Annotated in this window: 17 protein-coding genes; 4 read left to right on the top strand and 13 right to left on the bottom strand. The window is 51.6% G+C overall.

Annotated elements, in window-relative coordinates:
* Positions 1 to 379 precede the first annotated feature (379 nt).
* Complete coding sequence (locus tag E1162_RS04405) at positions 380 to 1,375, top strand: crotonase/enoyl-CoA hydratase family protein (protein ID WP_306455016.1); 996 nt, start codon at positions 380 to 382, stop codon at positions 1,373 to 1,375.
* On the opposite strand, the gene E1162_RS04400 is transcribed toward E1162_RS04405, so the two are convergent.
* Both E1162_RS04400 and E1162_RS04395 read right to left on the bottom strand, forming a co-directional pair.
* Complete coding sequence (locus tag E1162_RS04400; RefSeq protein ID WP_155127398.1) at positions 1,376 to 3,895, bottom strand: ATP-binding protein; 2,520 nt, start codon at positions 3,893 to 3,895, stop codon at positions 1,376 to 1,378. It lies immediately after the preceding gene.
* Between the two features lie 137 nt (positions 3,896 to 4,032).
* On the bottom strand, positions 4,033 to 6,180 hold the full coding sequence (locus E1162_RS04395; protein ID WP_155127395.1) for a GGDEF/EAL domain-containing response regulator: 2,148 nt from the start codon (positions 6,178 to 6,180) through the stop codon (positions 4,033 to 4,035).
* 488 nt (positions 6,181 to 6,668) lie between these two features.
* Between E1162_RS04395 and E1162_RS04390 the strand changes: the two genes are divergently transcribed.
* Positions 6,669 to 7,088 carry a NirD/YgiW/YdeI family stress tolerance protein gene (locus E1162_RS04390; RefSeq protein WP_155127391.1) on the top strand — a complete coding sequence of 140 codons (420 nt, stop codon included), beginning with the start codon at positions 6,669 to 6,671 and terminating at the stop codon, positions 7,086 to 7,088.
* 202 nt (positions 7,089 to 7,290) lie between these two features.
* Here the strand turns inward: E1162_RS04390 and E1162_RS04385 are convergent, their stop codons facing one another.
* From E1162_RS04385 to E1162_RS04340, 10 genes are all read right to left on the bottom strand, one after another.
* Positions 7,291 to 8,658, bottom strand: coding sequence for an ATP-binding protein (locus E1162_RS04385; RefSeq protein ID WP_155127388.1), 1,368 nt, complete (start codon positions 8,656 to 8,658; stop codon positions 7,291 to 7,293).
* A 5-nt stretch (positions 8,659 to 8,663) separates the two neighbouring features.
* Positions 8,664 to 9,323: a response regulator transcription factor gene (locus E1162_RS04380; RefSeq protein ID WP_155127385.1), complete on the bottom strand. Its 660-nt coding sequence runs from the start codon at positions 9,321 to 9,323 to the stop codon at positions 8,664 to 8,666.
* Between the two features lie 10 nt (positions 9,324 to 9,333).
* The gene (locus E1162_RS04375; RefSeq protein WP_155127382.1) at positions 9,334 to 10,686 is read right to left on the bottom strand and encodes an LssY C-terminal domain-containing protein; all 1,353 of its coding nucleotides are present in this window, start codon (positions 10,684 to 10,686) and stop codon (positions 9,334 to 9,336) included.
* An 11-nt stretch (positions 10,687 to 10,697) separates the two neighbouring features.
* Complete coding sequence (locus E1162_RS04370; RefSeq protein ID WP_155127379.1) at positions 10,698 to 11,432, bottom strand: glycosyltransferase family 2 protein; 735 nt, start codon at positions 11,430 to 11,432, stop codon at positions 10,698 to 10,700.
* Between the two features lie 154 nt (positions 11,433 to 11,586).
* Entirely contained in the window at positions 11,587 to 12,513 is a 927-nt protein-coding gene (locus E1162_RS04365; protein WP_155127375.1) for an AEC family transporter, read from the bottom strand.
* A 104-nt stretch (positions 12,514 to 12,617) separates the two neighbouring features.
* A complete protein-coding gene (locus E1162_RS04360) occupies positions 12,618 to 13,919 on the bottom strand; it encodes a TRAP transporter large permease (RefSeq protein WP_155127371.1) in 1,302 nt (433 codons plus the stop codon).
* Between the two features lie 3 nt (positions 13,920 to 13,922).
* Positions 13,923 to 14,432, bottom strand: a complete 510-nt coding sequence (locus E1162_RS04355) for a TRAP transporter small permease (protein ID WP_155127368.1) — start codon at positions 14,430 to 14,432, stop codon at positions 13,923 to 13,925.
* A 127-nt stretch (positions 14,433 to 14,559) separates the two neighbouring features.
* Entirely contained in the window at positions 14,560 to 15,555 is a 996-nt protein-coding gene (locus E1162_RS04350; RefSeq protein ID WP_155127365.1) for a TRAP transporter substrate-binding protein, read from the bottom strand.
* A 94-nt stretch (positions 15,556 to 15,649) separates the two neighbouring features.
* Positions 15,650 to 16,624, bottom strand: a complete 975-nt coding sequence (locus E1162_RS04345) for a uroporphyrinogen decarboxylase family protein (RefSeq protein WP_155127363.1) — start codon at positions 16,622 to 16,624, stop codon at positions 15,650 to 15,652.
* A gap of 53 nt (positions 16,625 to 16,677) precedes the next feature.
* Positions 16,678 to 17,439, bottom strand: coding sequence for a GntR family transcriptional regulator (locus E1162_RS04340; RefSeq protein ID WP_257098658.1), 762 nt, complete (start codon positions 17,437 to 17,439; stop codon positions 16,678 to 16,680).
* Between the two features lie 569 nt (positions 17,440 to 18,008).
* Between E1162_RS04340 and E1162_RS19675 the strand changes: the two genes are divergently transcribed.
* Together E1162_RS19675 and E1162_RS04330 are read left to right on the top strand one after the other, a co-directional pair.
* On the top strand, positions 18,009 to 19,376 hold the full coding sequence (locus E1162_RS19675; protein ID WP_371311809.1) for an L-cysteine desulfidase family protein: 1,368 nt from the start codon (positions 18,009 to 18,011) through the stop codon (positions 19,374 to 19,376).
* A gap of 18 nt (positions 19,377 to 19,394) precedes the next feature.
* On the top strand, positions 19,395 to 19,772 hold the full coding sequence (locus E1162_RS04330; protein ID WP_155127354.1) for a Rid family detoxifying hydrolase: 378 nt from the start codon (positions 19,395 to 19,397) through the stop codon (positions 19,770 to 19,772).
* Between the two features lie 172 nt (positions 19,773 to 19,944).
* Here E1162_RS04330 and E1162_RS04325 read toward each other — a convergent pair whose 3' ends face one another.
* Complete coding sequence (locus E1162_RS04325) at positions 19,945 to 20,841, bottom strand: dihydrodipicolinate synthase family protein (RefSeq protein WP_155127351.1); 897 nt, start codon at positions 20,839 to 20,841, stop codon at positions 19,945 to 19,947.
* Positions 20,842 to 20,958: the final 117 nt, after the last annotated feature.

The following is a 20,958-nucleotide window of genomic DNA, read 5'->3' as shown; positions in this document are numbered from 1 at the left end:
CAGCGCACACTGATATACCAAATATACTACCCTTAATTTCCGTAGTTACTATATGTCGTGGATGACGACGCAAAATCGATTTTTTCAAATATTAAAGTAGATGCCAAAATACATGTTATGGTTAATCTCTAAACATTTAAAAATCAACTTTTACTAATACTAATAGATAGTAAAAATTTGAAACTATTTCATGTTGACTAGTTTATCTTTTATTTACCATAATTACGGCGAAATAATTTTTGCTACAACTATTCATCAAGTTGACCTTGGGTTTTCTGCCAGTAACAGCACCTAGAGGCAACTCGAGAGGATTTGTAGTTACACCTCTGATTGCCGGGCGGTTTGTCTTTCACCCCGGTATCTGTAACCGGATTTGAGCATGCCTGATTTAACCCGCGAAGATTCCATGACTTCCCTACATCAAATTAATGATGGCACGAGCGACGCTGCATCAGTTTCAAACAACGTCCATAGTCTGCGCGGCGCTGTGAATCCGATGTCGCTTACGCAGATGTTTGCGGCGGCGCAGCTCCCTACAGTTTCCCTAAGCTACGAAGAAGACAGCATGACTGTTTGGGCTGACATGAACAGCCCTGAACGCCCTTCCTTCACTCCCGAGCTTCTGCGTGACCTAGCAGGTGCTCAGCGCATCATCACCCGCCTCTTTGATACTTTCTCTCAGAGTATGGCAACACCGATCCGTCATCTTGTGGTGGGCTCCAAGGTTCCTAATGTTTACAACCTTGGTGGTGACCTTGGGCTCTTCATCAAGCACATCGAAAAGCAGGACCGCTCTGGTCTGACCGCCTATGCGATCAGCTGCATTGACGTTATTCATCAGAACTACGTCAGCATGGACCGCCCGATCAACACGGTTGCACTGGTACAGGGTGATGCTTTGGGTGGTGGCTTTGAAACCGCTTTATCATGCGATGTGATTATCGCCGAAAAGAAGGCGAAGTTCGGTCTGCCTGAGGTGCTGTTCAACCTCTTCCCCGGCATGGGTGCTTATAGCTTCCTCGCTCGCCGTCTGGATGGCTACCAAGCCGAGAAGATGATTATGAGCGGCAAGCTGTATACGGCAGAAGAACTCTTCGAGATGGGCATTGTAGACGTTCTTGCTGAAAACGGTGAAGGGCGCGCAGCGGCAACAGAGTACGTAAACCGCAACTCCAAGAAATACAACGCACACTCCGCTATCTATCGCGCGGGACGCATTGTACAGCCTGTGACCTACGATGAGCTTAAAGAAGTTGTAGAGGTTTGGGTGGAAGCCGCTTTGCAGCTTACAGACTCTGACATGAAGAAGATGCTGCGCCTTACAAAAGCGCAGGACAAACTCCGCCCTGCAGCGCAAGGCGAAGTTGCTCTTTAATCAGAAGAGATGAATGTTGTTTGACGGCTGGTGTGATCCCGCTTCAGGGTCCATGCCAGCCATATCAAGCAGGTAGGAGCTCAAACCGCTCCGCGCTTCATCCAGTAGGCAAGTCAGCTCCCGAAGAAGCGTCATACCCTTATCCTCGATCTCTTTGGTCGGCATGGTTTCCAAGTTTCGGCATAAGGTCGCCACTTCATGAGCGCCTACGTTGACCGAAGCCGAATGGAGCGCATGGGCCTTCTCACGGAATAGCTTGGCGTCTTTCTCCTCGACGGTGTCGGAAAGGTCCTGCAGAAGCGTAGTCGCATCATCCAGATAGTCCGCGATAATTCCAGCAACGAACTCCGGTCCGCCTAGGTCATGCAGCCTGCGCAGCGCTGTGAAATCCATATCCGCAGGAGCGGACGCTGCTCCAAAGCGTGGGTGGTCACTGATAAAGCTCAAGGTCTGACCATCCGAACCAACTTCACCGTTGGAAGCGCCTGCAATCTGCCCTCTCGCGAAGACTTCATCAATCAACACCAGCAGAGCATTTGGCTCGATAGGCTTAGTCGCACAGGCATCAGCCCCAGCTTCCATTACGTTTCGAGCAGCGGTTGGCGTTGCATCGGCGGTCAGCGCAATAATCGGAAGGTGATCTTCGCCGCGCTCTCCCATACGCCACAGCTTGATCGCATCAAGACCGTTCAGCACTGGCATGTTGAGGTCCATAATAACCCCGTCAAAGCCGCCAGCTTCCATGGCATCCAGCGCCTTGTCGCCATCTTCAACGATATGGCAACGGTGTCCGCCTTTAAGCAGAATTTTTTCGATAACCCGCTGGTTTGTGCGGTTATCTTCTGCCACCAAAATACTCATGGTCGTACCAATTTCCTGCCGTGACCGGTTGAAGGCCACCGGCGCAACTTCATAGCTGACAGAGCGCGCTCCTGCTGCACGAAGCACTCTGGTAATTTCCTGAGCGCCGAAATCGTTCTCCAGATGGGAAAGGCAGTGCGACTGAAGTGGACGCCTTTCATCTGTGGTCAGAGGACCTTTACCATCGACCAGAACGAATTCAACATCCATCAAACGGCTTGGCATTTTCGCCGCAGTGATGAGCATGTCCAGCGGGGCAGCGTTGGAGCCAGCCATAAAGAAGATGACAGACTTGCGAACACCCTGACGGGCAAGCTGCTCCAGCTCTCGGATCGCCTGCGCAGTTGTCTCAACGCACTGATATTGAACACCGGTACCCGTTAGGAACTCGATCAAGCGCTTGCTTCTATCAGGTGCCTCTCCCACGAGAAGCGCAGCCCCTTCAGAGAACTTGAGCTTATCAAGCTCGGTCGTTACAGCGCGGCCAACAGGCACGTTCAAAATGAAGCTGCTGCCCATGCCGAGCTGGCTTTTGAGAACAACCGTTCCGCCAAGCCCCTCAACAACCTGCTTAACAATGGCAAGGCCCAGACCGGTGCCGCCGAAACGATCAACGATCGACGCATCAGCCTGCGTGAAGCGCTCGAAGATACGCTCACGAGCTTCTTCGCTAATACCAATACCGGTATCGGATACAGAAATACGCAGGCTTAGCTTGCCGCCAGATGTCTTTTCTGCCTGAGCGCTAATAGCGATGTAGCCGTTTTCGGTAAACTTGAGAGCGTTGCCGGCAAGGTTGAGGACCATTTCCTTGATATGACGGCGATCACCAATAAGCAGCGGCGGTAGATTGCTGCAGACGAAAACGTTGAACTGAAGGTTCTTCGCATGCGCCTGCGTTCTTACAATCTGCGCCACTTCTTTCAGCACATCATTGATGTCAAAGACCTCTTCATGCACCGACAGCTGGCCTGCTTCGATACGGGAGAAATCAAGAATACCATTGATCATGGATAGCAGTGCGCCAGCCGAACTTTTGATGGTTCGGGCCATTTCACGCTGCTCGCCGTCCAACTCGGTATCCTGCAGAAGATCGCCCATGCCGATGATGGCGTTTAGCGGGGTTCTCAGCTCATGACTGACGGCGGTAAGAAACTGCGTTTTGGCTAGGTTTGCAGCTTCTGCTTCCCTTTTAGCGTTACGCAAACTCAATATGAGGCGCTCTGCATAGAGCGGCAGAACGATAAGGCAGGAGAGAAGACCCCAGCCCAGCAAATGCTGCTCAAGCCAGTAAGGGGTGGTGAGAACCATCGAGAACCCTGCCACCGAGAACAGGGTCGCGACCTTAAGGTAGGTCAAACCGAAGCGGAAACCATTGCCGAAGATCACCCAGAGATAGATCGGGAAAATAATCGCCGTGTAGCCGCCCCCGACATAGAGCGTACAGGTCAACGTTCCCAAATCGACAAGTAGGGCACAGCCGCGCCTAATGGGACTGGCCCAAGGGTTGGCCCAGATCGCACCACACAAGGCCACGGTGCCAAACGTAAACCAGATCATCATCCAGTTGATGAGTTCTGGATAGTAAGCAAACTCTTTTATCTCGGAGAGCGCATAGGGAATAAGCAACAGCGTAAAGACCACGCGATTGCGAGACATTTCCGCCTCACCCTGCGTGGCAACGTTTACGCGCTTATAAGCATCACGTAAGGAGGCAAGCCCCTTCCCTACATCACTAAGGAATTGGAATTTACTCCAATACTCCACTTCCAACACCCCCCTCAGAGCATTGTTGTTCAGGCAAGTTCATCCTGACAATGCTGCCCAGCCACTAACTCCAAAAACGCGGAGGCCGGCATAGGCTTTCCATAGTAGTATCCCTGCGCCTGAGCGCAGCCAATTGATAGCAGATAGTGGGCTTGGTCTTCCGTCTCGACGCCCTCTGCCAATACGCCCAGGCCCAAACTGGTACCCAGACCAACAATTGCCTTGGCAATTGCTGTGTTGTTCGATTCCGTTCCGATACTGCGCGTGAATGCGCGGTCGATCTTCAAGCCGTTGATAGAAAAACGGCTGAGATACATAAGCGATGAATAGCCGGTACCAAAGTCATCGATGGAGATCTTGCAGCCTAGTCGCTGAATGGCTTTCAGATCATTCTCGACGGCTTCCGAACCATGCATAACGATGTGTTCTGTAATCTCCAGCTCCAAAGCGCTAGCCGGCAGGCGCGTAGAAGAAAGCGCTGCTGCCACCATGTCAGGCACCACCTGCTTGCGGAACTGTGTAGGTGATAGATTGACGGCGACCTTCAGGTCTTCATATCCCGCTTCGTGCCAACGCTTGGCCTCGCGGCACGCTTCCATCAGCACCCATTCACCAATTGGCAGAATAAGTCCGGTTTCCTCAGCTATGCCTAAAAACGCATCGGGAGCAACAAGCCCGGCGCCCGGTCGGTGCCAGCGCAGCAATGCCTCAGCGCCGAAAATGCGGCCCGTACCAATGTCCACCTGCGGCTGATAGTAAAGCTCAAGCTGGTCAGAAAGCAGCGCTTGGCGCAGATCAGTTTCCAGAGCGATGGACTCGCGTGCGTACTGGTCCATGCTGAAAGCGAACAGGCGATAGACGTTGCCGCCCTCTGCCTTGGATTGGTACATAGCCATATCAGCATGGCGGAGCAGTTCATCGCTGCTGGTGCCATCCTGCGGAAAGCGCGTAATGCCGATACTTGCCGAAGTGCGCAGCTCTTGTCCGTCCAGATAGAACGGCTCTTCGATCACTTCCACAATACGCCGCGCCAGAGCGGTAGCGTCATCTGGCCGCTGAAGGTCGGTCTGCATGATGGCGAACTCGTCACCACCAAGGCGAGCGACCATATCCTTGTGCCCGACACAGCTTTGAAGACGCTCGGCAACCATTTCAAGATAGCGATCGCCAGTGCGATGGCCCAACGCATCGTTGATTGATTTAAAGCGGTCAAGATCAAGGAAATGCAGAGCAAACGATCCACCGTTCTTGCGGCGTGATGCGATTTCCTCGTCAATTCGTTGGCTAAGATAGGTGCGGTTTGGAAGGTTCGTCAGCGAGTCATGGTGCGCAATATGAATGAGATGCGCTTCTGCCCGTTTGCGGTCAGTGATGTCGGTTGCTGTCGTTACCACATGGGTAATCGCGCCGTTACTATCCTTGAGCGGATCCTTCGTAACCAGAAAGTGGCTGCGCTTGCCTTCCGGGGCAATTACCTCCACCTCGTATGGAGGCAGTGGCCTGCCATAAAGGAATACTTTGCGATCAAGCCTACGGTTACTATCGTTCGTTAGATTGCCCAGCTCGCCCCGTAGCGGACGCCCGACGATCTCCGAAAGCGGAGTTCCAACAAAGCTAGCCCAAGACGTGTTCGCAAAGGAGCACACGCCGCTGGGATCAACTGCGGTAATCAACGCCGGCACGCTATCGATAACCTGTCCCAGCTGCTCCTTGGTGTCACGCAGAGCCACCAGATGGCGCTGCTCAACGCTGGAGAGCTGGTTTTCCAGATCGCTCGCCCTGTTCTTGGCGGCAAGCTGCTCTTTGCGCAGTGCCAGAAGGTTACGGGCGCGGCTTAGGAATTCGTTATGATCTACAGGACTTTGCAAGAAGTCAGTCGCGCCTGCTTCCAACGCTTTGATGCGAAACACGCGCTCTGTAAAAACGGTAATCACAATAACCGGAACATCGCTACAGCCCGGTGTTGCACGCAACTGACCGGTAAGCTCTGCGCCGTCCATTTCCGGCATGCTGTAGTCTGTAACAACGAGATCAGGTGGTGACTGACGCATATAAGCGAGCGCTTCAGATGCCTTGGAAAAGCACTTAGTCTCCACGCTATCGTCAACAGCAAGCGCTAACCGGTTTAAAATACTCCGGTTAATCGCACGATCATCAACAATAACAATTACGGACATGCAGCAACTCACTTACTAGGCGTTATTACCGAAGCCCTTAGAGTCACAAGGGCTCGCCCCTCCGGTAAAAACACCACTCTCAAAACTAAGTGCTAATTATCGACAAAGGATTAATGAAGATACAAGCAAGCCGTGAAAATTGAGTATTTATCGGAGAGCCAAATAACCTCTGAAATAGACGGAAACTGCGAACTGCTTGGTGAGAAAAACTTGGTTTTTGTTTGTTTTACATCCACCAAGTTCCGGGCCTTCGCATAAGATGTAAATTACTCTGTTATCCGTGCGCCTTCAAAGGAATTACACTTTAGTTCCAGACAATTAGCACAGATTTCGCAGCCCAGATCACCACCTTAGGTTAAATTACGCAGCCCCTTTGGCAGGCTCGATCACCGCTCATCAGTATTTTTTAAGAGAGAATTGCGCCCTTCAGATTGGCTTCAGGTTGGCGGTGCCTATTGCACTTGTTCCAAACAAGAAGGCCCATCAAAATGACTTTTATCTCCCGTAAGACCTCCCTGATTGCTACCGCAGTCGCAACCTCCCTACTCTTCTCTGGCGCTGCTTTTGCAGGCGGCGATCACGACGGTGATGGCGATCGCGACAACCACCGCAAGCGCGGTGAAATCTCCTACACCGGCCCAGTTGAGACAACCAGCATCGCCGACATGATCGCAGGCGCGAGCCTGTTTTCTGATCAAGATGTCGTTGTTGAAGGCAAGATCATCCGTCAGATCGACAAGAACACCTTCGTGTTCAGCGACGGTGTGCAGGAAGTTGAAATGGAAGTGAGCAGAAAAGGCGATTACGTGCTCAACGATACCGCCACAATTCGCGTTTTCGGCGAATACGAGAAGCCGTTGTTCGGTACTGCGCATCTTGATGCAAAACACATCATCGTCGTGCAGTAAGACAAAGCGGCCATTGCCTTGATAGCCCAACTAAGAAGAGGAACGCCTACCCCGGGCATTCCTCTCTTTCTTTTTCTTTTCTCCGACCTTCCCTAACGGCTTTGGCCGTTCGAGCCAGATCCTTTCTTCCTCCCTAATAGATCCTGATGTCCAACCAACTAGCCGCAGTTTACTGCGGCTCTTTTTTTGGCTGCATCTGCCTTTAGCGAGGGAAGTGAAGTTCGAACCTTGCACCGGTTAGATGGAGCGGATCACACACGACAACATCAAGCCGGTTTCGATTGGCCAGTGCATTGACGATAGAAAGACCCAAACCAGCGCCTTCGGAAACGTTGGTGCTATAGAAGCGCTCAAACACTTTACCGCGCTCGCTTTTATCAATACCCGGACCGCTATCTTCAACCGCAATCACTGTTTGCCCGTTCACAAGCTGGCATGAGAGCTGAACCTCTCCGCCGTCGCCTGCGAAGCGAATTGCGTTTTCCAAAATATTGCGAAGGATCATCCAAAGATCGGACTGAGATACGTATGCCGTTGGCACCGTTTCCACATTCTCGGCGGAAAGCTCACACCCGCGCTGCTGCGCAAGTGCATCCATTTCACCTACCAGACCAAAGAGAAGCGGCTTAAGGTCTACATCATTCATTGCAGCGTTCGGCTGCTCAGCCCTTGCCTGAGCAAGCAACTGGTTGCAGATGGCATTTGCCCTGTCTACGCCCGTTAGAATGTGTCCGATCCGCTGCTTAGTCACATCATCAAGGCGGGTTTCGTCAATCGCCTGACATTGCGCCTTCACGACGGTCAAAGGCGTACGCAGTTCATGAGCAGCGTCGTCAATGAAACGACGCTCACGATCCATGAACCGTCTAATTCTAGCGAACAGAGCATTCAGCGCTTTAACGATTGGCAGCAGCTCTTTGACCTGCCCTTGCTCTTCAATGGCTTCCAGCTGATCTGGTTTTCGGCCATTCAAGGCAGAAGAAAGCTGATTAAGAGGCTTCAAGCCTGAGCCAACCAGCCAGACCACGGTGATAAGAGAGAGACTGAAAACCAAAAACAACGGCAAAGCCGCAGATGCTGCCAAGCTGCGAATAACTTCATCGACCTCGTTTTCACGGCTGGCGATAATGAAAGACCGCGCGCCGTCCTCAGCCTTCATATGCAGCACAAGCCACGATCTGTTGGCGACTGTCACTTCACTGCGGCCATAGGGCAGATCATTAGGGAAATGGAGCGTGCTGTGGGACTGGTGGAGCGTATTGCCGTCGCTATCTCGAATGACGACCACATAGTCGTCCTTTCGTTTTAGCTCGTGCTTTTCATCTACATCATCATCGTCAGTCCCGTCCCACTTTGGCCGAGCGATGGTGCTTTGATGAACGTCCGCTGCAACAGTTGCCATGCGAAGCATCTGCTCCTGCATGGTGTCCATGAAGACGAAGTAAGCGAAAATGTAGACGATTAGAGATGCGACCGCCCAAACGACGACCAGCACCGGAATAAGAACCATCAACAAACGCAGGCGAATAGAACGTGCAGCCTCAATGCGGCGCATATACCGTTTCAGCATTCACCTCACTCCTTGTCGATTATGTACCCAACCCCGCGAATGGTTCTGATGAGCTTGGGAAAGAATGCCCGCCGAACCTGAGAAACGTAGACCTCGACTGTATTGCTTTCGGCGCTCTCATCCCAGCCATAAAGCACTTCAGCAAGATCATCTTTGGAAACCACCCTACCCTTACGCTCCAAAAGCACAGAAAGAACCTGAAACGCTAGAGGTGACAGCTCGACCCGTCGCCCCTCATAGGTCGCGGTTTGCGATGCTGGATTTACAGCAATCGGACCATGTTCCAGCATCGGAGTCGCTCTGCCGTTTGCGCGGCGGATCAAGGCGCGGCAACGAGCGAGCAACTCGTCCATATCAAAAGGCTTGGTAAGGTAGTCGTCAGCGCCTAGGTCTAGTCCCTCAATCCGGTTCTCAATGGCTTCACGCGCTGTCAGGATAATGACCGGAACACCGGCGCCTGTTTTGCGCAGCTCCTTAAGCACTGAAAGCCCATCAGCTTTTGGCAGACCCAGATCTAGGATGATGATGTCGAACGCTGTGCTATGGATAGCCTCAATTGCGCTTTCGCCATCACCAACATGATCGACATGATAGCCTGACCGCTCCATGATCACCTTGATAGCATCTGCTACCAGAAACTCGTCTTCAACCAATAGAGCGCGCATGAGACCTTCCTTAAACCTCTCTGTAGAGACAGTTCTTTTCTGCCGGAGTGAGGGCTGTTGTGTGCGCATTCACTATCAATAGACGGCCATCGGTTTCATAGTCTTGATCAGCGCTCTCCACAACGGGCTCGGTCAAAACCGCATAACCACTTACGCCATAGCCGGAGACTTCATGCACCTGCTGGCCTAGCGCGTCGCGGTCAACATCCACATTTGGAGCGATGTCATGCAAGATAGCCGGAATGGCGCGATAGTACTTGATTGCCAGCTCTTCGTCTCTGCTGATTGCGCCGAAGTAGATGGACCTTTCATCGGTTCCCCCCACACGCCACCAGCGCATATGAACTCGCTTGGAAAGAGTCCCCGGAAGTTGGAATGCGCTATCGGCCGGAGCTTCATCCAGATACAGCTCTGAAATTGGCAGGAGGTTTTGACCCAGAAGCTTGAGGTAGGTGAGAAAATCTACCTTATCGCGCGTGTAGGTCAGGTTCTTGTGCCATCCCATCTGCTGCATAATGTGCTCTGGTTTCTTATCGCTTACCAAAAGCACGTTGACCGGTTGCGGCATATGCAGACTGGTTCTTCCCGGTTTTACGACAAGCGGTCCTTTTATCGCTTCACAAAGGCTTTGTGTGCGAACATGGAACGCTTCAGCCGTCATTGAATGGGCATCAGTTCCGAAAAAGTAGATCAGATTGGTTGCAGCGAAAATTGAAGTCGCCGTTAGCGTGCTAACGGCAAACTTTGTCGCCTTGGACCAGCGCGGAACAATTAAAATAGCAGCCACGCTGGCGCCCATTGCTGCAAAGAACAGGATGGCGACCAAGTGCTCCATAGCAAACGCGGAAATACTCTCCCAGTAGGAGCCCACGTGCGATAGGCCGGTAGCCCCAAGCGCGCCGAAGAGGCAGAACTGGCCCACACCCAGCAACACACCTATCGCAGAAGCAGCCATAAACCTCGGAAACGAGAGAGAAAGGGAGCCTGCCATGAACGGAGTAATCCACGCGACTGGCCCAAGCAGCCTTGAGCCTACAACGAAGAACAAAGGATAATTGGCAAGGGCTGTCGCTGCTCTACGCCATGCCTTTCTTGCTTTGGCTTTGCCTAAAAACCGCAGAGCTCCGCGACTTCCCAATTTATAGCCCAGCAGAAAGCTCGCCAGATCAGCCAGCCAAGCAGCGATCATGACAACCGCAATTGGTAGCGGGCTCCCTGTCATCGCAAACAATGCACCTGCTGCTAGAAAGGCAACCTCTCCCATTACGAAGAAACTGACACCAATCAGCGCGTCACCAAATGCAACGGCAGCCAACAGGGCAAGCCCGAGTGGACCGGAAAAAGCGGATGCGAGTTCAGCCATGACACCAAAGCCTATTTATAATGTCCGAACTCGTAACGGATCTCGCCCTGATACAGCTCACCTTTGAAAAAGCGGTGCACGTTTGCTCTCAGGTAGGTCAGTCCCGTTTTCAAAGTGCCATCCTGATTAAGGCGGCGCGGGTCAAAGGAGAACTTAGTACGCAGCAGACCAAACCGCAGGCTTTTTTCGCGCTTAGCCTTGAGTGCGTAGTTGCAATCTTCACAAAGCTGAAGGCGCTCGTCAAAGCCGCCAATCAGGTTATGTGCTTCTGGTGTCGAGAAAATGCAGGCACCAACGGCTGTTGGGTAGAAGCCTGATGTAAGCTGAATACCGAGATTGAAAGCTGAGTACCCAAGGCGATGTTTAAGCGGCAGACCTTCGCCAGACATACAGACGGCTGCTACATCCAGCTCTTTGTTGTAAAGCTCGCAGATGGCATTCCAGAGGAAGTTTGGATGGAGCCTCACATCAGCATCCAGAAAAAGGATGTGCTGTCCTTGCGCATAAGAAGCGCCGGTATTGCGACCCAGACTTACGCCTCGCTTGTCCATTTCTATAATTGAATAGTTTGCAAACTTGCGCTGCCAGTCAGCCGAAACATCAATGGTGCTATCTGTGCTGTTGCTATCGACGTGGATGATCTCGAAGTCTTTCCAAGTCTGGCACTCAAGGTCAGACAGCAAGCGCGGCAACCGCACTTCCTCATTCAGCGTAATGATGACAATCGACAATCTTGGAATATTCATCGGGGGTGCCTCTTCTATGCATTAAGGCTGAGGTAAAATCTCAACCTGAAGACAACCTGAAGGCAGAGAAGTATCTGGCGCGCGCCGGCCCGCGCCGCCTCACCAGACTAAATTCTCCGCCTGAAGAGCTATACCCCTTTAATTTAGCAGTTATCTAACAGAGCACGTAAAGCCAGAAAGTCATCGTAAAGACAGCCACAACTGTTTGGAAAACAAGAATTTCCGCCATCAGCTCAGCATCACCGCCAAGCTGCTTTGCCAGCAGGTAAGCACCGCCACCTGCAGGCGTTGCAAAAGCGATGATAACGGCAGCCGCGGCCACCGGCTCAAGGCCGGTCCAGAGGATAAGTGCATAGGCAAGCAGCGGTGCAAGACAGAGGCGGGGCAAGCTACCAACCAGCAAGGCTGTACTTGGTCTGCGCAGCGCTGCCAGATTAATGGATGCACCCACGCACAGCATGCCAAGTGGCAAAGCAGCTCCTGCAAGCATGGAGATGAATGAATAGGCGCTTGTTGGCAGCGTAAGGCCGGAGAAGTTAAGCGCCAAGCCCAGCAAGGTCGCAATTACATAGGCGTTGGTTGCCAGATCACGAAAGATCTTCTTGAAATTCGGTTTTGTACCAGATGCGTAGATGGAGATTTGCGTTACGCAGATAGCGTTTACCAGCGGCACCTGCAAGGCGATAACGATAGCCAGCAGCGTCACACCTTCTTCCCCGATGAATGAGCCTGCAACACCCATGGAGATGAAGGCGTTCCACCTTACAATGCCTTGAAATACAGAGGTAAAACGTGGTCCTGAAAAGCCGAAGCAGCGACAAAGCGCTGGCTTGAGTAACTGCGTAATGAGGCAAAGGCTCAGAAAAGTGCCAAGGACCACAACGGTCATCGCCCCAACAGGCATTTCGCTGAAATTCGCCGTTCCCAAATTTCTGAAAATGATTGCAGGAAATAAAACCCAGTAGCACAGCGCCTCAAGCCCCGACCAACTCTCTAGCTTGATGATCCCTTTGTTTTTTAAGAACCACCCAAGAACGACGACGAAGATAACCGGCAAAAGTGCATTAAGAGCAACGGTCATGACTTATTTCCTGACAAGGGTAAACGGCGAAAGCCTGCTTTTAAACGCGAAAGAGATGGCTGGTCGAAACCAGCCATCTGCCCAATTCAAACTATTGGTTTTGTTTAGCTAATGATGCCAAATGCCTCCGGCATGAATGTCTTTGGCAGGATCAGGAAGACATCAGGGAAGATGATGCCCAGAGCGATAACTGCCAGCGAAATGCAGATCAGCGGGATAACTGCAAGGAACGCTTTGACCGAAGACACACCGCCAATCTGGGAAGCGATCAGCAAGCTGATGCCATATGGTGGGGTTACCAGACCGATGGTCAGAGCAAGCACAACAACCAGACCAAGGTGAACCTGATCGTAACCAGCAACCTGACCAAGATGCTGAAGGATCGGAAGGAAGATCACAACAGCGGTTACCGGGCTGAGAACGGTACCAACGATGAGCAGGAAGCCAACGATCAGTGCATAGATCATGTACGGATCGGTGGTGATGCCGAGAATGAAGTCTGCAACGTCCTGCGCAATGTTGAGGTACGCAATCAGGAAGCCCATGATACCTGCGGTTGCCACACAGAAGAGCGGCAGGGTGTAGGAGATTACAGAGTCGGAAAGAAGCGCTGGGATTTCACTAACTTTCACGTTCTTGTAGACGCCTACTGCGAGGATAAAGCCTACGACCACTGCAATTGCAGCAGCTTCTGTTGCGGTACAGATACCGCCCATGATGCCGCCCAGAATGATAACCGGCAGGGACAGAGCTGGGGATGCATACCAGATCGACGCTGCGATTTCTTTCATAGGCTTACGCGGGGATGGCTGCATGCCGTACTTGCAAGCGATGTAGTAGGTATAGCCCATCTGACCGAAGCCAACGAGAAGACCTGGAACAACGCCGCCAAGGAACAGTGCACCAACAGAAACGTTACCGAACGCACCATAGAGAACCATGATGATGGATGGCGGAATGATCATTCCGATGGTGGAAGACACAGCGGTCAGAGCAACCGCGAACGGAGCTGGATAGCCGTCTTTCTTCATCGCAGGGATAATGATCGCGCCAACACTGGCGGTATCAGCAGCTGCAGAGCCGGAGATACTTGCGAACATCATGGAGAAGCCAACGTTTACGTGGCCCAGACCGCCTTTGAAGGTACCTACGGTTACGTCTGCCACTTTCAGCAGGCGGTCAGTAATACCGCCGTCGTTCATCAAACGACCAAGGAAGAGGAAGAACGGAACTGCAAGCAGTGCAAAGGAGTTGATGGAGGTGAACATCTGGTTTGCCACTGTCATGTAGGACAGTCCGAGTTCACTGATGGTTATGAAGGACGCAATACCAAGAGCAAAAGCAATAGGAACGCGAAGAGCAATAAGCAGCAGCAAACTGCCAATCAATAGTACGACAGGATGCATGGCTTAAACCTCGTTATCAAAATCGCGTACGTAAGCAATGTCGTAATTGCGATATGCCTGAATGTCTTTCATGACTGCTTCGACCCAGAATGGGATCATGAAGAGAGCCGACAGAGGCAGAGAAACGTAGACGTAACCCCAAGGCACGCTGAGCGCGGTAGAGAAGCTCCACATGCTCATCTTCGTGTAACCCCAACCTGCGTCGATAAAGACGTAGATCATGATGGCAACAACAACGTGTGCGAAGAGTTTCAGGATAAGGCTTGGGAGGGGATAGGTATCTGGAATAGATTCAACGAGATAGTGAACCTGTCTGCGAAGACCTACAGCTGCGCCCAGCATGATGGTCCACATAAAGCACATCAGGGCGACTTCATCGAGCCAGAGGATAGATACGTCGAAGAAGCTGCGGCACATGACCTGCATAAAGATCGTACCGATATATAGAAGAAAGAGTGGCCAGACGATGGTCAGTAGCAGCTTCTCTAAAATGTCATTGATTTTAGTGAGCACGACCTGTTCCTTTATTAGTGATTAGGTCTGACTCGTTGCGCTTAAAAATGCAGGCTTCGAGCCAAACGAGACTGGCATCAAGATCGGGGGCATGTTTGGGAATGCCCCCGACCCTTAAAAGCGCTTGTTATTTTGCGTTGGATTCACGGATCAGAGCGAGGATTTCTGGGTAGCCAGCGTCCTCTGCGATTTCCTCGTGAAGGGATACCAGTTTCGCTGCAAAAGGAGCGGTATCAACGGTCGTTACGGTCACGCCTTTAGAAGGCAGAGTTGCCAGAACTTCCGCGTCAAAGCGTTCGCCTGCTTCAGTGATAACCTTACCGGCGTTGTTTGCTGCTTCGCGAACGATTGCAGCATACTCGTCTGGCAAACGGTTCATGGTTGCGCTACTTCCGGAGATGTGAGTGGTCATGATCTGGTGGTTGGTCAGAGCATGATACTTCGCCACTTCGTAGAACTTGGAAGAGCTGAAGCTGGAGATGGTGCTTTCGAAGGAGTCTACAACGCCGGTCTGGATTGCAGAGTATACTTCGGTGAACGGCATGGAAGTTGGCAGAGCGCCAAGCTCAGACCACATCAGAGCATCTGCTTTTGCGCCAGGAACGCGCATTTTCAGACCCTTGATGTCTTCCACGGAGTTGATAGGACGCCGGTTGTTGGAGAAGGTACGAGTACCGCCACCACCAAGAGCGAGCAGTTCAAAGCCCATGCCGCGATCGGAAATGGTTTCTTTCAGCTGCTTAACAACTGGAGAAGCCGGATCCATAGCGCGTTTGAACTGGTCCATGTTCTCAAACAGGTAAGACAGAGAGAACACGCCGAATTCAGGTGCAACACGAGCAGCGTTGGTGGTACCGCCAACAACGAAGTCTACTGAGCCCATGCGCATCTGGTCGATTGCCGCAGCATCGCTACCCAAAGAACCACCTTCAAAAACGGTGATCTTCACTTCGCCTTTAGTCTTTTCTTCCACTTCCTTAGCCATCTGGAAAGCAGCTTCGGTCCATGGATGCGGGTCGTTGACCACGGTGGAAAGACGCAGTTCATACTTTGCAGCAAATGCTCCCGAAGCTGCAACGGAAAGAACTGTAGTGGCGGCGAGTGTCGCGAGTAGTTTTTTCATGTTTTCCTCCCAAAGAAAACAATAGGTTATGGTTGTCACAAGCTCCCTGCATGTGACTTTGGATGTGATTTAAACTGATAGACAGTGAGCCCGATTACTGAGCTGCTAGGCGTAGACCTGAAATGTTAGCAGCAGACCACTGGTCAACAGCATCACGAACGGTGCGAAGAGTACGGGACGGAACCTGTGAATAGATGGTGCAGCCCGGAGAAAGGATGATGCCGCGGCCGTCAACCTGATCCAAAGCGTCGAAGATTTCGTCTTGAAGCTTAGGCAATGGACGGTTGATAACTCCGGCGTGATCAAAACCACCCATCAAACAACGGTCGGTTTTTGCACGCATTTCAGCAAGAGACGGACATTCAGTGCCGCGATCCCACCAGCTGAGAACTTCGAAGTCGTAGCCAAGAATACGATCCATATCCAAATGGGTCAGGCATGGATGGACGATACGAACCATTCCTTCCATGGCGTCCATGACAGCCTTTTCATAAGGATGATAGAATTCTTTGACGATATCATCGGAAACGCCCGCTGGAGACGCTTCGGTAATTGCAGCATGGGTGGAGTAAAGAACACCATCAACGCCGATGCTCTTGATGTGACGCATATAACGGCAGAGCGTTTCAGTCACGTTTTCAAGCATCAGGTGAGCTTCTTTTGGATTATCAAAAATGATATTCCGCTTTTCACCACCAGCAAGGCGTAGAACCTGCTGGATAGGGTCAAATGACGTATCGATTACCGGCACATCATCGCCGAAGTCAGCGCGCATTACGCGCAGCAAACGGAACTGTTCCTGATACTCCCGTTCGGACAGATCCTTTACCTTGATCTTCAGCATATCCTCTTTGGTTTCCAGCGTTTCAAGACCTTCCGCCAATTTTGGGCGGTAGTCGCTGATAACCTTAGCCAAATCAAGGTCGTATTCCCGAATAAGTCTCGCATGCAAACGTGCAGATTCTGCTCCGTCCAGTGCATCCGTTACAAAATGAAGCCAAAATGTCATCGGCACACGATCAACGGCTTCGCCCTTGACCGCAGCGTGAAAACGCTCCATTTTATTCATGTGATCCTCCAATCTTGTCGTTTGAGATCGCAATTTGGAGGAATTCGACGCCGCTACTCGTCGGATTCCTCTTTCCTCTTTATGACCAATAGCTTGCCAGCACCCTTGTCAAAGGCTGGACTGATTGGCCTATCCAAAATATCTGCTCCTGATAGAACAGCCCGAACGGTCATTTCACGACCTGCCCGGATATGTCTTTCTGTGATTTCCGCAGCTAAAGCCCCATCTCCCGATATAAGAGCTTCGATCAGCTGTGTGTGCTGAATGCGGTATTCCTTTGTGCAACCGTTATCGGTCTTCAATCCCATGTGACGAATGCGCTGACTCTCATCCAACAGGGATGAAATGAAAGAAATCAGCCGGTGGTTTCCACTCGCCATTGCGATTTCCAAGTGAAACCGCGTGTTTAGTTCAAGGTACTTCTCCGGCGCGTCTGGCTCGTTGGAACTACAAGCTTGCTCACAAGCCTCGTTCAACTCCATCAGGCGCTCTGCTTTTACGCGGCCAGCAGCGAGACGCGCAGCTTCCGGCTCCAGCAACAAACGAAGTTCGTAGATGTCGATGACATCTCGGATAGTGATCGGCGCGACGACGTAGCCGCGACGAGGTAAAGATTCCACGAGGCGCTCATGACACAAGCGCAGAAGCGCTGTGCGAATAGGAGCTTTACCAATGCCGTAGGTCTCGACGAGCTTGGACTCGGTAATTTCCTGTCCAGGCTTCAGTTCAAACTTCACGATATCTGCTTTGATCCGGTCATAAGCCGCATCACTAAGAGAAGTGGTTTGGGGAATTTCGTCGCGATCTGCTGTCATCGGTTTCCTGCGTTGACATTTCATCTGATTACGAACGATAGCTCTCTGACATTTCACGGTCAAGCGAAAGGAAACGGGACATCCGGTCACAGTAAAGATACGATACAGGAGAATCCGGAGGCGTTTCTTTTTCCAGCCGAAACCTCTCAGCGAAAGCCCTTAGGGGCGATATACGCCATTCAATCGAACTGGCAGACACCCCGACGTAAATTGAAATATATCTGTAAATCTGTTGTTTTTCATAGGCATAATAGTATCCACAAGCGCCGGCGAAAATTTTCCACACGCAGTGAAATACCAGAAAAGCCGCAGAACTCTGCCATATATCAGAGATAATCTCCCCCAAAATTACGCAGGAGCAATTGTTCCAAAAACACCCCTCCCATTAGTGCTGAACGTTGTGCGACGGGATGACCGCCTTGACGTTGAAATGTTAGAGAAGCATTATTGCGCCGAATTGAAATTTCAGAGGCATCACATTCAGCTGTAAACAAGACGCTGTCACCGCCCGTTTTCGGAGCGTCTTGAATTGTTCGCTGTACATGGCCTCGCAAAAATGGGAGAGAAGCGTGAACAAACATGTTCCATTTGAAGGCGACGTTATGCTGTCACAAGAACAAAAGGGAGCATTAAAGCCCCTAACATCTCAGGAGATGTTGGACGTCCTTAAGTCCGAAATCGCACCTGCCGTTGGCTGTACCGAAGTTGGCGCAGCTGCCTTGATTGCTGCGAAAGCTGCAGAAGCCCTTGGCTGCATGCCTGAGACGATTGATCTTGAAGTATCTATCAGCATTTACAAGAACGGCTTGACCGTTGGCATTCCAGGAACAACCCTCAAGGGCCTGCAGTATTCCTGTGCTCTTGGCGCTTTGATTTGCGACAGCAGCCTTGGCCTCAACGTTTTCGCGAAAGTTGACGAAGAAAATACCGCCGCTGCCATTGAAATGGTGAAGGCAGATAAGATCTCCCTTACCTGTGACGCACAAGCTCCAGGCTCCATCTACCTAAAAGCAACGGCGAAAGCTGCAGATGACGTCGTAACCGTCACTATCTTGGGCCGCCACGACAAGATCGTTGAAGTTTGCAAGAATGGTGAAGTGCTAGAGAGCGCGCAGGCGCAGCAGAATACAGCTACAAGCGCAGCTGCAGATGAAGTTAGCCCGACTGACCGCCTTAAAGCGATGTCTGTACGCGATATTCTTGCTCAGGTTCTTGAACTGGACCTTTCAGAGGCTGATTATCTGTTCGAAGCAGCAGACCGTAACCGCGAAGCTGCCGAGATTGGCCTTGCTGACAAACAGTCCACACTCGGCCCTGCTTTGATGAAAACAGTCGCTGGTGATGAGCAAGCCCGCCGCATCAGCCGCGTTCGTGCAATGACTGGCGCATCTTCTGAAGCACGTATGCGCGGCCTTCCTGTTCAGATTCACTCCATCGCAGGTTCTGGCAACCACGGCATTACCAACTTTGTTGGCGTAGACACCTACGCTCGCGAGCTTGGTGTAAGCGATGATGTTCGTCAGCGCGCTCTTGCTATCACTTCCGTCCTTGCCATCTACGTTAAAGCCCACGCTGGCCGCGTAAGCTCCTACTGCGGCTGTGCTATTGCACCGGGCGCAGGCGTAGCAGCAGCAAGCGTCTACCTTGAAGGCGGCGATATCGAAAAGATGGTTGGCGCTGTTCAGTCCGTCATCGGCACCTTTGCGGGCATGCTCTGCGACGGCGCGAAAGTTTCCTGCGCATACAAAGTGGCCACTGTTGCTGCAACAGCAGTGCAGTTTGCCCAGCTGGCAATGAACGGCGCAAACGTAGAACCGGGTGACGGCATTGTAAGCCAGACTATTGAGCAGACCATTGCGAACCTCGGCACCCTTAACAACCCAGGCATGGTTGAAACGGACAAAACCGTTATCAGCATGCTGCGTAGCCCAGTTTAATTTTCGGAGACAAAAGTTATGCGTAAACCAATCTCCACCACTGCTGCACCCGCTGCTATTGGCCCGTTCTCCCAGGCCATCGTAGCGAACAACTTCCTGTTTATCTCTGGCCAACTCCCAATCGATCCGGCCACAGGTAAATTTGCAAGCGACGAGGCCCGAGGTCAGGCTGTGCAGAGCCTGAAGAACCTTGCCGCGATTGCTGCGGAAGCAGGGGCAGACCTTAAGAACGCTTCTAAAATCGGCATCTTCCTCACCGATATGGCTGACTTTGCTGCTGTGAATGAAGTTTATGCGGAAGCGTTCGCCGAGCCGTTCCCGGCTCGCAGCACGGTTCAGGTCGCCGCGCTGCCTCTGGGAGCGAAAGTTGAAATCGAAGCTATTGTTCCACTTTGATTACAACAATGCTCACACACTAGAATCGATCATCACGTCCTGCGGTGTCGATCCTACGAAAAACCCCGCCAACACGGCGGGGTTTCTTGCTTATTGGGATCACTTATCCTGAGTGAGTCGTTCAAAGTCGACGAACCTGTGAATAAGTAGACTTACCATCAATCATTTTTGGTCAGACAATCCACTCTCTGAACGCCGGATCACTAATTACAGCCTCAAGGGTCTTACGCGGATCTTCACCGCGTAGCTTGAATGGTGCTCTTGCCGGACCACAATCAACACCAAGCATTTCAAGCGTTAGCTTTGTCCCCGGAATGACACCAGTCACGAGTAATGCACTGACGTAATCCTGCGAAATGCGTTGAAGTTGTTGCATTTTCTTCATATCGCTGGCAGCCGCGGCCTCATAAAGCGCGCCATAAAGTGACCCCAGAACGTTGTAGGTGGTGCCAATACCGCCATCCACACCAAGCGCTAGCGCACTGGAAATAATCTCGTCAAAACCGAAGAAATAAGTACTGTTCGGGCGCGCTTTTTGCAGCTGCGCCAGAGCGAACAGGTCTGAGCTTGTGTATTTGATGCCCTTCACATTTGGCAGGTCTAAAAGACGAATCATTTGATCGAGCGGCGTTGGACGTCCTGTCCTTACTGGCACTTCATAAACAATCATCGGCAAATCAGTCGCCGCAGCAAGCACCTCATAATACTCGTAGATTTCTTCTTGTGAGTATGGATAGGCGTGCGGAGGCAAGGCAGAAAGCCCGTGATAGCCAAGTGACTGAGCACGCTTTGCCAGTTCAATTGAGTCGCGAAGAGATGGCAGTCCAACGTGGGCAATTAGTTCAAGGTTCGTGTCTTGTGCAACGCCCTTCACAACCTCTTGTTGAGCACTCAATTCAGCGACTGACATCAAGGCGCCCTCGCCGCTGCTTCCACCAACGTAAAGACCGGTAACGTTTTGACGCATAACGTATTCTAGTATGTTTTCCTGACGCTTAGGATCAAACGCCCCGTTATCCGAGAAGCCGCTAATAAGGGCGACGTGCATACCTGCCAATACCTTGGACATGTTTTCAATTTCCTTCCCAATGTAATCACAGCGAACTGCGACTGCTTTCCCCGATTACTACATGAATTACATCTGGATTGACAAGAAACTTATTTAGTAATACCAAAATGGAAAGAG

This window comes from Pseudovibrio flavus (assembly GCF_009711345.1).
Taxonomy (GTDB): domain Bacteria; phylum Pseudomonadota; class Alphaproteobacteria; order Rhizobiales; family Stappiaceae; genus Pseudovibrio; species Pseudovibrio flavus.
Note: the sequence above shows the minus strand (reverse complement) of the source record. Positions and strands in the feature narration are given on the sequence as shown.